Below are 12,716 nucleotides of genomic sequence, written 5' to 3' on the forward strand. Positions count from 1 at the left end.
CGTCTGGACATCGAGCTGCAGGTTATCAACCAGATGGGCTTCCCGGGCTACTTCCTGATCGTGATGGAGTTTATCCAGTGGTCGAAGGATAACGGCGTGCCGGTAGGCCCGGGCCGCGGTTCCGGCGCCGGTTCTCTGGTGGCCTACGCGCTGAAGATAACCGATCTTGACCCGCTGGAGTTCGACCTGCTGTTCGAACGTTTCCTTAACCCGGAGCGTGTCTCGATGCCCGACTTCGACGTCGACTTCTGCATGGAGAAACGCGACCAGGTTATCGAGCACGTGGCGGACATGTACGGCCGCGATGCGGTATCGCAGATCATTACCTTCGGTACCATGGCGGCGAAAGCGGTTATCCGCGACGTGGGTCGCGTACTGGGTCACCCGTACGGCTTTGTCGACCGTATCTCTAAGCTGGTGCCGCCCGATCCGGGCATGACGCTGGCGAAAGCCTTTGAGGCCGAACCGCAGCTGCCGGAGATCTACGAAGCGGACGAAGAAGTTAAAGCGCTTATAGACATGGCGCGTAAGCTGGAAGGGGTGACGCGAAACGCCGGTAAACACGCCGGTGGGGTGGTTATCGCTCCGACTAAAATCACTGACTTCGCGCCGCTGTATTGCGATGAACAGGGGCTGCATCCGGTCACCCAGTTTGATAAGAACGACGTGGAATACGCCGGGCTGGTGAAGTTCGACTTCCTCGGTTTGCGTACGCTCACTATCATTAACTGGGCGCTGGAGATGATTAACAAGCGCCGTGAGAAGAACGGCGAAGGGCCGCTGGATATCGCCGCTATCCCGCTGGATGACAAGAAAAGCTTTGACATGCTGCAGCGCTCGGAAACCACTGCGGTGTTCCAGCTTGAATCGCGCGGCATGAAAGATCTGATTAAGCGCCTGCAGCCGGACTGCTTCGAAGATATGATCGCGCTGGTGGCCCTGTTCCGCCCGGGCCCGCTGCAGTCGGGGATGGTAGATAACTTTATCGACCGTAAGCATGGCCGCGAGGAGATCTCTTATCCGGACGTGCAGTGGCAGCATGAAAGCCTGAAACCGGTGCTGGAGCCAACCTACGGCATCATCCTGTATCAGGAACAGGTCATGCAGATTGCCCAGGTGCTGTCCGGATACACCCTCGGCGGCGCGGACATGCTGCGTCGTGCGATGGGTAAGAAAAAGCCGGAGGAGATGGCCAAGCAGCGTTCTATCTTTGAGGATGGGGCGAAGAAAAACGGCATTGACGGCGAACTGGCGATGAAAATCTTCGACCTGGTGGAGAAATTCGCCGGTTACGGATTTAACAAATCGCACTCCGCCGCCTACGCGTTGGTCTCCTACCAGACGCTGTGGCTTAAGGCGCACTACCCGGCCGAGTTTATGGCGGCGGTGATGACCGCCGATATGGACAACACCGAGAAAGTGGTTGGCCTGGTGGATGAGTGCTGGCGAATGGGGCTAAAAATCCTGCCCCCGGATATTAACTCCGGCCTGTACCATTTCCACGTCAACGACGATGGCGAGATCGTCTACGGCATTGGCGCCATCAAGGGCGTCGGCGAAGGACCGATCGAAGCGATTATTGAGGCGCGCAACAATGGCGGCTATTTCCGCGAGCTGTTCGACCTCTGCGCGCGAACCGATATTAAAAAGCTCAACCGTCGGGTGCTGGAAAAGCTGATTATGTCCGGGGCGTTCGATCGTCTCGGCCCACATCGCGCGGCGCTGATGAATTCGCTGGGCGATGCGTTGAAAGCCGCTGACCAGCACGCGAAAGCCGAGGCCATCGGCCAGGCTGATATGTTCGGCGTGCTGGCGGAAGAGCCCGAGCAAATTGAGCAATCCTACGCCAGCTGCCAGCCATGGCCTGAGCAGGTGGTGCTGGATGGTGAAAGGGAGACCCTGGGGCTATACCTCACCGGACACCCGATTAACCAGTATCTGAAGGAGATTGAGCGCTACGTCGGCGGCGTGAGGCTCAAAGACATGCATCCGACCGAACGTGGGAAAGTCACCACGGCGGCGGGGCTGGTGATTGCGGCGCGGGTAATGGTCACCAAGCGCGGCAATCGTATCGGCATCTGTACCCTGGATGACCGTTCCGGGCGGCTGGAAGTGATGTTATTCACCGACGCGCTGGATAAATATCAGCAGTTGCTGGAAAAAGACCGCATACTTATCGTCAGCGGACAGGTCAGCTTTGATGACTTTAGCGGGGGGCTTAAAATGACCGCCCGTGAAGTCATGGACATTGACGAAGCCCGGGAAAAATATGCTCGCGGGCTTGCTATCTCGCTGACGGACAGGCAAATTGATGACCAGCTTTTAAACCGACTCCGTCAGTCTCTGGAACCCCACCGTTCGGGAACCATTCCAGTGCACCTCTACTATCAGAGGGCGGATGCACGCGCGCGGTTGCGTTTCGGCGCAACATGGCGCGTCTCTCCGAGCGATCGTTTACTTAACGATCTGCGGGGCCTTATCGGCTCGGAGCAGGTGGAACTGGAGTTTGACTAATACAGGAATACTATGAGTCTGAATTTCCTAGATTTTGAACAGCCGATTGCAGAGCTGGAAGCGAAAATCGATTCCCTGACTGCGGTAAGCCGTCAGGATGAGAAACTGGATATTAACATCGACGAAGAAGTGCATCGTCTGCGTGAGAAAAGCGTAGAGCTGACGCGCAAAATCTTCGCCGATCTCGGTGCATGGCAGGTTGCGCAACTGGCGCGCCACCCGCGCCGTCCTTACACCCTGGATTATGTCCGCCTGGCGTTCGACGAATTTGACGAACTGGCCGGTGACCGCGCCTTCGCTGACGATAAAGCGATTGTCGGCGGTATCGCGCGTCTTGACGGTCGTCCGGTGATGATCATCGGCCACCAGAAAGGTCGTGAAACCAAAGAGAAAATTCGCCGCAACTTTGGGATGCCGGCGCCGGAAGGCTACCGCAAAGCGCTACGCCTGATGGAGATGGCTGAGCGGTTTAAAATGCCGATCATCACCTTTATCGACACCCCGGGCGCCTACCCGGGCGTCGGCGCGGAAGAGCGTGGCCAGTCGGAAGCGATCGCCCGCAACCTGCGTGAGATGTCGCGTCTTAGCGTGCCGGTTATCTGCACCGTAATCGGTGAAGGCGGCTCCGGCGGCGCGCTGGCGATCGGCGTGGGCGACAAGGTCAACATGCTTCAGTACAGCACCTATTCGGTCATTTCGCCGGAAGGCTGCGCCTCCATTCTGTGGAAGAGCGCGGATAAAGCGCCGCTGGCTGCGGAAGCAATGGGCATTATCGCCCCGCGTCTGAAAGAGCTGAAGCTGATCGATTCTATCGTTCCGGAACCGCTGGGCGGCGCTCACCGCAACCCGGAAGCGATGGCAGCGAGCCTGAAGGCGCAGCTGCTGGCAGACCTGGCAGACCTCGATCTGCTCAGCGAAGAAGAGCTGCTGAACCGCCGTTATCAGCGTCTGATGAGCTACGGTTACGCTTAACTTTTTCGTCAGGACTAAACACTAAGGGCCGGATTTTCCGGCCCTTTTTTTATGTGCGGTGCGCCCGGGGGATTGCTATGATGCTTGACTTAGGTGAATACCAGGAGGAAAGCGTGAATATCATCGCCATCATGGGGCCTCACGGCGTCTACCATAAAGACGAGCCGATCAAAGAACTGGAAGCGGCGCTGCAGCGCCAGGGCTTCCAGACCATCTGGCCGCAAAACAGCGCCGACCTGCTGCAGTTTATCGAGCACAACCCGCGCATCTGCGGGGTGATCTTCGACTGGGATGAATACAGCGTCGATCTGTGCAGCGATATCAATCAGCTCAATGAATACCTTCCTCTGTACGCCTTCATTAACGCCCACTCGACGATGGATGTCAGCAGTCAGGATTTGCGCATGACGCTGTGGTTCTTCGAATATGCGCTGGGACTCTCCGAAGAGATCGCCACCCGCATTGGGCAGTACACCCGCGAGTACCTGGAGAATATCACTCCGCCGTTTACCCGCGCGCTGTTCAACTATGTCCAGGAGGGAAAATATACCTTCTGTACGCCGGGCCATATGGGCGGCAGCGCCTATCAGAAAAGCCCGGTGGGCTGCCTGTTCTATGATTTTTTTGGCGGGAATACGCTGAAGGCGGATGTCTCGATTTCGGTCACCGAGCTGGGCTCCCTGCTGGATCATACCGGCCCGCACCTGGAGGCGGAGGAGTATATCGCGCGCGCCTTTGGCGCCGAGCAAAGCTATATGGTGACCAACGGCACCTCGACGTCCAATAAAATTGTCGGCATGTACTCGGCGCCCGCCGGCAGCACCCTGCTGATTGACCGTAACTGTCACAAATCGCTGGCCCACCTGCTGATGATGAGCGATGTGGTTCCCCTGTGGCTGAAGCCGACCCGCAACGCGCTGGGGATCCTCGGCGGTATCCCCCGGCGCGAATTTACCCGCGACAGCATTCAGCAGAAAGTGCGCGACACGGGCGGGGCGCAGTGGCCCGTGCATGCGGTGATCACCAACTCCACCTACGATGGTCTGCTCTATAACACCACCTGGCTTAAGGAGACGCTCGATGTCCCGTCGATCCATTTCGATTCCGCCTGGGTGCCCTATACCCATTTCCATCCGATATATCAGGGGAAAAGCGGTATGAGCGGGGAGCGGATCCCCGGGAAAGTCATCTTCGAGACGCAGTCGACGCATAAGATGCTGGCCGCGCTGTCGCAGGCCTCGCTGATCCACATTAAAGGCAATTATGATGAAGAGACCTTTAACGAAGCCTTTATGATGCATACCTCTACGTCGCCGAGCTACCCCATCGTCGCGTCGATTGAGACCGCGGCGGCGATGCTGCGCGGCAACTCCGGTAAACGTCTGATCCAGCGCTCCATTGAGCGGGCGCTGGACTTCCGCAAAGAGGTGCAGCGACTGCGCGAGGAGTCGGACGGCTGGTTCTTTGATATCTGGCAGCCGGAAGCCGTAGATAAAGCCGAGTGCTGGCCGGTAGCGCCGGGCGAGGACTGGCACGGTTTCAAAGATGCCGATGCGGATCATATGTATCTCGATCCGGTGAAGGTCACCATTCTGACGCCGGGCATGGACGAGCAGGGGAATATGGATGAAGAGGGGATCCCGGCGGCGCTGGTGGCGAAGTTCCTCGACGAGCGGGGCGTGGTGGTAGAGAAAACAGGCCCCTACAATCTGCTGTTCCTGTTCAGTATCGGCATCGATAAAACCCGGGCGATGGGGCTGCTGCGCGGCCTGACCGAGTTTAAACGCGCCTACGATCTCAATCTGCGGGTGAAAAATATGCTGCCGGATCTGTACGCCGAAGATCCCGACTTCTACCGCAACATGCGGATCCAGGATCTGGCGCAGGGGATCCACCGCTTGATCCGTCAGCATCAGCTGCCGCAGCTGATGCTCAGCGCCTTTGACGTCCTGCCGGAAATGAAAATGACGCCGCATCACGCCTGGCAGCGCCAGATCAAGGGGGAGGTGGAAACTATTGAACTGGAGAACCTGGTGGGGCGGATTTCGGCCAACATGATCCTCCCTTATCCGCCGGGGGTTCCGCTGCTGATGCCGGGAGAGATGATCACCGAGGAAAGCCGGGCGGTGCTCGATTTTCTGCTGATGCTTTGCTCTATCGGCCGTCATTACCCGGGCTTTGAGACCGATATTCACGGCGCCAAGCGCGATGAGGACGGTGTGTATCGGGTACGAGTCTTAAAAAATGACGAAAGGCTTGCGCGTTAACGGCGCGCACGAGTAACGTGGCTGGCTTAACAGAAGGAGTTTAACCATGCTGGGTTTGAAACGGGTTCACCATATTGCCATCATTGCGACCGACTACGCCCGCAGTAAAGCGTTCTATTGCGATATTCTGGGGTTTACGCTGCAAAGTGAGTTTTATCGCGCCGAGCGCGATTCCTGGAAAGGCGATCTGGCGCTCAACGGCGAGTATGTGATTGAGTTGTTCTCGTTCCCGTTTCCGCCAGCCCGCCCCAGTCGTCCGGAAGCCTGCGGGCTGCGTCATCTGGCCTTTAGCGTGGATGATATCGACGCCGCGGTAGCCCATCTCACCGCGCATGGCGTGGAGTGCGAAGCGATTCGTGTCGATCCCTTTACCGGTAAACGCTTTACCTTCTTTAGCGATCCGGACGACCTGCCGCTGGAAATATATCAGCAGTAAATCTTGCCAGCGCGGCCCTGGCCCGGTAACGTGCCGGGCCATCACTTCTCGGTATGTTCGTGGATATGACGGCTGATATTGCGCATACGCTTCATCCCCATCGCCAGCTGCTGGTGGCCTTCAGCGGCGGTCTGGACTCGACGGTTCTTCTGCATCAGCTGGTGCTGCTGCGGGAACAGGATCCCTCGCTGACGCTGCGGGCGGTGCATGTTCACCACGGCCTTAGCGCCCACGCAGACGACTGGGTGGCGCATTGTCGGCAGATTTGCCAGCAGTGGCAGGTGCCGCTGGTGGTGCATCGCGTGACGTTAGCCCGGGGAGGGCTGGGCGTCGAGGCCCACGCTCGTGCGGCGCGCTATCAGGCCTTTCAGGATACGCTCAATGCCGGCGAGGTGTTAGTGACCGCCCAGCACCAGGACGATCAGTGCGAAACCCTGCTGCTGGCGTTAAAACGCGGCAGCGGTCCTACCGGCCTGTCGGCGATGGCGCCATCCTCTGCCTTTGCCGGCAGTCGACTACTGCGTCCTCTCCTCAATGAAACCCGCGAATCACTACGCCAGTGGGCGCTCGCCCATCAGCTGTCGTGGATCGAAGATGAGAGTAATCAGGATGATACCTATGACCGCAATTTCCTGCGCCTGCGGGTGATCCCGGTGCTGCGCGAGCGTTGGCCGCACTTTAGCGAGGCCGTCGCCCGCAGCGCCAGCCTGTGCGCCGAGCAGGAACAACTGCTGGACGAGATGTTGGCGGCGGAGCTGGCGTCGCTGGTGGCCGAAGATGGCTCGCTGGCTATCGCGCCGCTGGCGACGATGAGTCCGCCGCGCCGAGCGGCGCTGCTGCGTCGCTGGCTCGCCGGGCAGCAGGCGCCGATGCCCGCCCGCGAGGTGCCTGAGCGCCTCTGGCACGAGGTGGCGCTGGCGCGGGAAGATGCCAGCCCCTGTCTGCGGCTGGGGGAATTTACCGTCCGCCGTTTTCAACAGCGTTTGTACTGGGTGAAGTATCTTCCCGGTCAGACGGACAGCGTTCAGCGCTGGCCCGACTGGCGCCAGCCGCTGCGGCTGGCGGACGGTCTCGGCGAGCTGACGCTGCAGCCCGACGGCAGGCTGCGCCCGCCGTCGGCGGATGAGCCGGTCACCGTCCGCTTTCGCGCCAGCGGCCACCTGCATATTGTCGGGCGCCATGGCGGACGCAAGCTTAAGAAGCTCTGGCAGGAGCTGGGCGTTGCTCCGTGGCGACGAGACACCACGCCGCTGCTTTTTTACGGCGAAACGCCGATTGCCGCAGCGGACGATCTGTTTGTGACCACAGAAGGTGAAGTGAAGGACGGAGAAGGGGTCAGGCTGATGTGGAGGAAAACGGGCGATTAAGCCCGTTTTTGATTCAGGATTCGCTCACCACCACGGTGCCGATTTCCGGGTGACTGAAGCTGGCGATTTTATCCAGGCGCAGCTCGCGGACGTTGCCGGCGAGTTCGACCACCAGATACTCGATATTTTTTCGCGAGATAAGATCGCTGGCCTTTGCCTGCAGCTGTTCGCCATCCTTCAGCGCCAGCGTCAGCACCAGGTGATGCTGGCAGGCCAGCTCCAGGTTGTCGTAATCATCGCAGTTAATGGGTTGATAAGTATCATTCATTGACATAATCGCTCACCAGTAAGTTTGCTGCCGCATAAGCGGCCTTTTCCCTGACTGACTCCGAAAGGGCCTCATCCGCCGCAATCTCATTCAATACTTTCAACACGCAACCCAGCGCATCCGGGATATACCCTAAGTCTCCGCTGGCTATTTCCGCATACCGCTTGCGTATTAACTCACAATAGTGGTCCACATGCCCTCCTGTCAGCGTTCTGACTCAACCGTGGGATGCAAGTTTAAGCCTACGAAGATAAACTCTGTTTAGCAAGGGAACTATATCATAGTCATTTAAGCAATTTCAGCAGGATGAAACAGGTTGCTGCGATTGACGACAGCCTTTTGCCGCCAGTTTCGCTACAATGTACGCCATTCTTTTCAGGAGTTTATTCATGGCGCTGAAAGCGACTATATATAAAGCTGCGGTAAATGTAGCCGATCTGGATCGCAACCAGTTTCTGGATGCTAACCTGACGCTGGCTCAGCATCCGTCAGAAACCCAGGAGCGCATGATGCTGCGCCTGCTGGCATGGATCAAATATGCCGATGAACGGCTACAGTTTACCCGCGGTCTGTCGTCGGACGACGAGCCGGAGCTGTGGCTGCTTAACGATCATCTCGGGGTCGATCTGTGGATCGAACTGGGTCTGCCGGATGAGCGGCGGATTAAGAAAGCCTGCTCACGGGCGCAGGCGGTGGCGCTGTTTGCTTATAATAGCCGGGCAGCTGAAATCTGGTGGCAGCAGAATCAGAGCAAGCTTGCGGCGTACCCGAAGCTGACCATCTGGTATCTTGATGATGCGCAACTGGCACTGCTTAGCGCCTTTGCCGACCGTACCATGACGCTGCAGGCCACTCTGCAGGAGGGCAGTATCTGGTTATCCGACGCTCGGAATAATCTGGAAATTCAGCTTACCGCCTGGCAAGCGTCGGCATGATTACTATTAGCCGCAGCGTAGCCCTCGCCGACGACGAGATCGTCTTGTCAGGCATTCGCGCCCAGGGAGCAGGGGGGCAGCATGTGAACAAAGCGTCGACGGCGATCCATCTGCGCTTTGATATTAAAGCTTCAAGCCTGCCGGAGTTTTACAAAGAGCGCCTGCTCGCCGCCAGCCACCACTTAATTTCTGCTGACGGTGTGGTTATCATTAAGGCTCAGGAATACCGCAGCCAGGAGATGAACCGTGAAGCGGCGATCGCCCGGCTGGTGGCCCTTATTAAAGAATTAACCGCAGTGCAAAAAAGTCGCCGGGAGACGCGACCGACTCGGGCATCGAAAGAGCGACGCCTTGCTTCCAAGGCACAGAAGTCCTCAGTCAAGGCGCTGCGTGGGAAAGTTCGCCAGTGAAGGCGTCGGCGAACGGGTGAAATGGATGATAAGGAAAGCAAAGTGAAGAAAATCGTATTCTCCGTGATAGCGGCCTGTTCGCTGTTCGCGCTGTTTGGTTGTAACCATCGCGCCGAGACTGACACGGTCCAGCCAGCGGCGATGGAAGAGCTCAAGCCGATGCAGCAAAGCTGGCGAGGCGTGCTGCCTTGCGCGGATTGCGAAGGTATCGACACCTCGCTGTTCCTGGAAAAAGACGGGACCTGGGTGATGAATGAGCACTACCAGGACGCCCGTCGTGAGCCGTCATCCTTTGCCTCGTACGGCACCTGGGCACGTACCGCGGATAAGCTGGTGCTGACCAACAGCAAGGGCGAGAAATCTTACTTTCGCGCGAAAGGCGACAAGCTGGAGATGCTCGACCGCAACGGAAGCCCCATTCAGTCTCCTCTCAACTATACCCTGGAGCCAGTGAAGGCCAGCCTGCCGACGACGCCGATGGCGATGCGCGGCATGTATTTCTATATGGCCGATGCGGCAACCTTTACCGATTGTGCGACCGGTAAACGCGTCGCGGTGGCGAACAATGCCCAGCTTGAACGGGATTATGCCGCCGCGCGCGGGACCGATACTCGCCCGGTACTGCTGGTGGTAGAAGGGCACTTTACTCTCGAGGCGAACCCGGATACCGGCGAGATGATGAAAACGCTGATGACGGATCAAGCCGGCAAATTTATTCCCGGTAAAGACTGCAGCCATTGATTGTCAGGCCCCTGTCCGGGTAACGGGCAGGGGATGATCCCGCGCAGTACCACCTACTTCCTCCTGTTATTAGCCCTGTCACATCAACAGTGAGCGTGGATCTGGCTGGTGGAAAAGCGTCAATCGTTTCTTTACTCCGCACCGTCCTTCGGTTTGTTCAGCCCCACCAGCTTACCGGCCTGAAGATAAACTCCCAGTTTCAAATGCCCGACATACTGGAGCTGCGTTTCGGGTTTAAACGTGGCGACGTCTCCTTCCCGCATGTGCAGCAGATCGGAAGGACTGATCCACGCCGCCTGCGCGAGCGTCAGCGGATGCCCGGCTCGGACAAAGGCCTCGCTGACAAACTCCGAGCAAAACCACGCTTTCTTGTCGCCGCTTGCCGCATCGCCCAGCTGCGCTTTGGCCAGGCCGCTGACGCACTGCTGGCGAAAGTCTCGTGAGAAGGGGTTGAGCGAGCAGAGCGGTTTGGTGACCATATAAGGGATAAACTGAATAATGCCGCGATAGTTATACCCGCTGTCTTTGACCTGCCAGGCAAAACTTTTCATCGCCGTCGCCTGGTCCGGCGTCAGGTCAGGCACCCTGAGAGCAAAGAGTTTATCGCTGTGCGCCAGCGCCTGCTGAAGGGTAATCACTTGTACGCCGGCGCCGGTGGCTTCCGCAACCTGACCTTCGCCAACATACAGCGCGACGTGGCTTACAGAAGAGGCGCTGAAGGCGCGGATCCCAAGCGATGTGACGCCCAGGCTGGAGGAGAACAGCAGGTCGCCGGAGCGCAGGTCGCTTTCGGCGATTTCGCGCAGTCCGCTGCCGGCAATCGAGCTTTGACGCTGGAGGGTAACAGCCCAGGATGATGAATGGTCATCGGCAGCAGATGTGGAAGGCGAGCTGCGGCCGACGTCCAGGGTACAGGCGGTAAGCAGGAGCAGGGCAAAAGTAAGCAGTCCGCTGCGGAGGAGATGTGCAGTCATTGGTACTGTCCTTGTNAAAAAAAAGGCCCTGACATCCGTTCAGGGCCCTGAGGTGGGTGTTAGCCTTTTATCGCTTTAACCAGATATTCCACAATATCCCCGGTCTTAATCAGCTGCTTCTCACCGTTGCGACGATACTTGTATTCGATATCATCGTTGTCGAGGTTACGATCGCCCAGCACGATGGTGTGCGGGATACCGATCAGCTCCATATCGGCGAACATCACGCCCGGACGCTCTTTACGATCGTCCATCAGCACTTCAATACCCTGGGCGCTCAGCTCGGCGTACAGTTTCTCTGCCAGCTCCTGCACACGGTAAGACTTGTGCATGTTCATCGGCAGGATCGCCACCTGGAACGGCGCAATCGCATCCGGCCAGACGATACCGCGATCGTCAAAGTTCTGCTCAATCGCCGCCGCTACCACGCGAGTCACCCCGATACCATAGCAGCCCATGGTCAGGATCTGGTTACGGCCATCTTCGCCCTGGACCGCGGCTTTCATCGCCTCGGAGTACTTCGTCCCCAGCTGGAAGATATGACCCACTTCGATACCGCGCTTAATAAGCAGGGTACCTTTACCGTCCGGGCTCGGGTCGCCGGCGACGACGTTACGGATGTCGGCCACTTCCGGCGTCGCGACATCGCGGTCCCAGTTGATGCCGAAGTAGTGTTTGCCATCGATATTGGCGCCAGCGGCGAAATCGCTCATCACTGCTACAGTACGGTCGATAATCACCGGTACCGGCATGTTCACCGGGCCCAGGGAGCCCGGACCGGCGTTCACCAGGGCGCGGATCTCTTCTTCGGTGGCGAAGGTCAGCGGGCTGGCGACCTGCGGCAGTTTTTCCGCTTTCACTTCGTTCAGCTCGTGATCGCCGCGCACCAGCAGGGCAACCAGCGGGGAAGCGCTATCTTCAACCGCTTTCACCAGCAGAGTTTTCACGGTTTTTTCGATCGGCAGGTTGAACTGCTCCACCAGCTCGGCGATGGTTTTGGCGTTCGGCGTATCGACCAGGGTCATCTCCTGGGTGGCGGCTGCGCGCGGCTCTTTCGGCGCAACGGCTTCCGCAAACTCGATGTTTGCCGCGTAGTCGGAGCTGTCGGAGAAGATCACATCGTCTTCGCCGCTCTGCGCCAGCACCTGGAATTCATGAGAGGCGCTGCCGCCGATAGAACCGGTGTCAGCCTGTACCGCGCGGAAATCCAGCCCCATACGGCTGAAGATTTTGCTGTAAGCGGCATACATCGCGTCGTAGGTTTCCTGCAGCGATTCCTGCGAAGTATGGAAAGAGTAGGCATCTTTCATCAGGAATTCACGGGAGCGCATCACCCCGAAACGCGGGCGTACTTCGTCGCGGAATTTGGTCTGGATCTGATAGAAGTTCAGCGGCAGCTGTTTATAGGAGTTCAGCTCGTTGCGGATCAGATCGGTAATGACCTCTTCGTGGGTTGGGCCGAGGACGAACGGACGATCGCCGCGATCGGCAATGCGCAACAGTTCCGGGCCGTACTGCTCCCAGCGCCCGCTCTCCTGCCACAGTTCAGATGGCTGAACGACCGGCATTAACACCTCGATCGCACCGGCGTTGTTCATTTCTTCACGCACGATGTTTTCGACTTTTTTCAGGACGCGCACGCCGGTCGGCAGCCAGGTGTATAACCCGGAGGCCAGCTTGCGGATCATCCCGGCGCGCAGCATCAGCTGATGGCTGATTACCTCGGCGTCGGCAGGTGTCTCCTTCAGAGTGGAGAGCAGATATTGGCTAGTACGCATGTTGTAACGGTTCCAGTTAAACGAGCGGAACAGGCTGGTTGCCCAGCCTGAAAC

General features: G+C 58.2%; 12 protein-coding genes. 8 read left to right on the forward strand and 4 right to left on the reverse strand.

Features of this window, described 5'->3' with window-relative positions; genetic code table 11:
- From dnaE to tilS, 5 genes are all read left to right on the forward strand, one after another.
- Positions 1-2,514 (forward strand): DNA polymerase III subunit alpha (gene dnaE / locus VZP09_RS01060; protein ID WP_328794845.1); only part of this gene is annotated, 2,514 nt, incomplete at its 5' end.
- 12 nt (positions 2,515-2,526) lie between these two features.
- Positions 2,527-3,486, forward strand: coding sequence for an acetyl-CoA carboxylase carboxyl transferase subunit alpha (accA, locus tag VZP09_RS01065; protein ID WP_004145855.1), 960 nt, complete (start codon positions 2,527-2,529; stop codon positions 3,484-3,486).
- Positions 3,487-3,599: 113 nt separating this feature from the next.
- Positions 3,600-5,753: a lysine decarboxylase LdcC gene (locus tag VZP09_RS01070; RefSeq protein WP_002889384.1), complete on the forward strand. Its 2,154-nt coding sequence runs from the start codon at positions 3,600-3,602 to the stop codon at positions 5,751-5,753.
- Positions 5,754-5,799: 46 nt separating this feature from the next.
- The gene (locus tag VZP09_RS01075) at positions 5,800-6,189 is read left to right on the forward strand and encodes a VOC family protein (RefSeq protein ID WP_002889387.1); all 390 of its coding nucleotides are present in this window, start codon (positions 5,800-5,802) and stop codon (positions 6,187-6,189) included.
- A gap of 53 nt (positions 6,190-6,242) precedes the next feature.
- The gene (gene tilS / locus VZP09_RS01080) at positions 6,243-7,556 is read left to right on the forward strand and encodes a tRNA lysidine(34) synthetase TilS (RefSeq protein WP_032414545.1); all 1,314 of its coding nucleotides are present in this window, start codon (positions 6,243-6,245) and stop codon (positions 7,554-7,556) included.
- Positions 7,557-7,569: 13 nt separating this feature from the next.
- Here the strand turns inward: tilS and rof are convergent, their stop codons facing one another.
- Together rof and VZP09_RS01090 are read right to left on the reverse strand one after the other, a co-directional pair.
- Entirely contained in the window at positions 7,570-7,830 is a 261-nt protein-coding gene (gene rof, locus VZP09_RS01085; RefSeq protein WP_002889424.1) for a Rho-binding antiterminator, read from the reverse strand.
- Positions 7,817-8,017, reverse strand: coding sequence for a YaeP family protein (locus VZP09_RS01090; protein WP_002889429.1), 201 nt, complete (start codon positions 8,015-8,017; stop codon positions 7,817-7,819). Before VZP09_RS01090 ends, rof begins: the two co-directional genes overlap by 14 nt.
- 196 nt (positions 8,018-8,213) lie before the next feature.
- On the opposite strand from VZP09_RS01090, the gene VZP09_RS01095 reads away from it, so the two are divergent.
- The 3 genes from VZP09_RS01095 to nlpE are packed head-to-tail and all read left to right on the forward strand — an operon-like array spanning position 8,214 to position 9,910.
- The gene (locus tag VZP09_RS01095; protein WP_002889431.1) at positions 8,214-8,759 is read left to right on the forward strand and encodes a YaeQ family protein; all 546 of its coding nucleotides are present in this window, start codon (positions 8,214-8,216) and stop codon (positions 8,757-8,759) included.
- On the forward strand, positions 8,756-9,169 hold the full coding sequence (gene arfB, locus VZP09_RS01100) for an alternative ribosome rescue aminoacyl-tRNA hydrolase ArfB (RefSeq protein WP_002889433.1): 414 nt from the start codon (positions 8,756-8,758) through the stop codon (positions 9,167-9,169). The genes VZP09_RS01095 and arfB overlap by 4 nt, the downstream gene beginning before the upstream one ends.
- A gap of 42 nt (positions 9,170-9,211) precedes the next feature.
- Positions 9,212-9,910, forward strand: coding sequence for an envelope stress response activation lipoprotein NlpE (gene nlpE, locus VZP09_RS01105; RefSeq protein WP_085354199.1), 699 nt, complete (start codon positions 9,212-9,214; stop codon positions 9,908-9,910).
- A 131-nt stretch (positions 9,911-10,041) separates the two neighbouring features.
- On the opposite strand, the gene VZP09_RS01110 is transcribed toward nlpE, so the two are convergent.
- Positions 10,042-10,884, reverse strand: coding sequence for a YaeF family permuted papain-like enzyme (locus VZP09_RS01110; RefSeq protein ID WP_004212714.1), 843 nt, complete (start codon positions 10,882-10,884; stop codon positions 10,042-10,044).
- Positions 10,885-10,943: 59 nt separating this feature from the next.
- Positions 10,944-12,662, reverse strand: a complete 1,719-nt coding sequence (gene proS / locus VZP09_RS01115) for a proline--tRNA ligase (RefSeq protein ID WP_004151928.1) — start codon at positions 12,660-12,662, stop codon at positions 10,944-10,946.
- Positions 12,663-12,716 lie beyond the last annotated feature (54 nt).

Source organism: Klebsiella sp. EMBS2024 (assembly GCF_036233805.1).
Lineage (GTDB): Bacteria > Pseudomonadota > Gammaproteobacteria > Enterobacterales > Enterobacteriaceae > Klebsiella > Klebsiella pneumoniae.

Coding starts and splice junctions, on each gene's coding strand:
- accA (WP_004145855.1), top strand. CDS start 2,527: ATGAGTCTGAATTTCCTAGATTTTGAACAGCCGATTGCAGAGCTGGAA.
- VZP09_RS01075 (WP_002889387.1), top strand. CDS start 5,800: ATGCTGGGTTTGAAACGGGTTCACCATATTGCCATCATTGCGACCGAC.
- tilS (WP_032414545.1), top strand. CDS start 6,243: ATGTTCGTGGATATGACGGCTGATATTGCGCATACGCTTCATCCCCAT.
- rof (WP_002889424.1), bottom strand. CDS start 7,830: ATGTCAATGAATGATACTTATCAACCCATTAACTGCGATGATTACGAC.
- VZP09_RS01095 (WP_002889431.1), top strand. CDS start 8,214: ATGGCGCTGAAAGCGACTATATATAAAGCTGCGGTAAATGTAGCCGAT.
- arfB (WP_002889433.1), top strand. CDS start 8,756: ATGATTACTATTAGCCGCAGCGTAGCCCTCGCCGACGACGAGATCGTC.
- VZP09_RS01110 (WP_004212714.1), bottom strand. CDS start 10,884: ATGACTGCACATCTCCTCCGCAGCGGACTGCTTACTTTTGCCCTGCTC.
- proS (WP_004151928.1), bottom strand. CDS start 12,662: ATGCGTACTAGCCAATATCTGCTCTCCACTCTGAAGGAGACACCTGCC.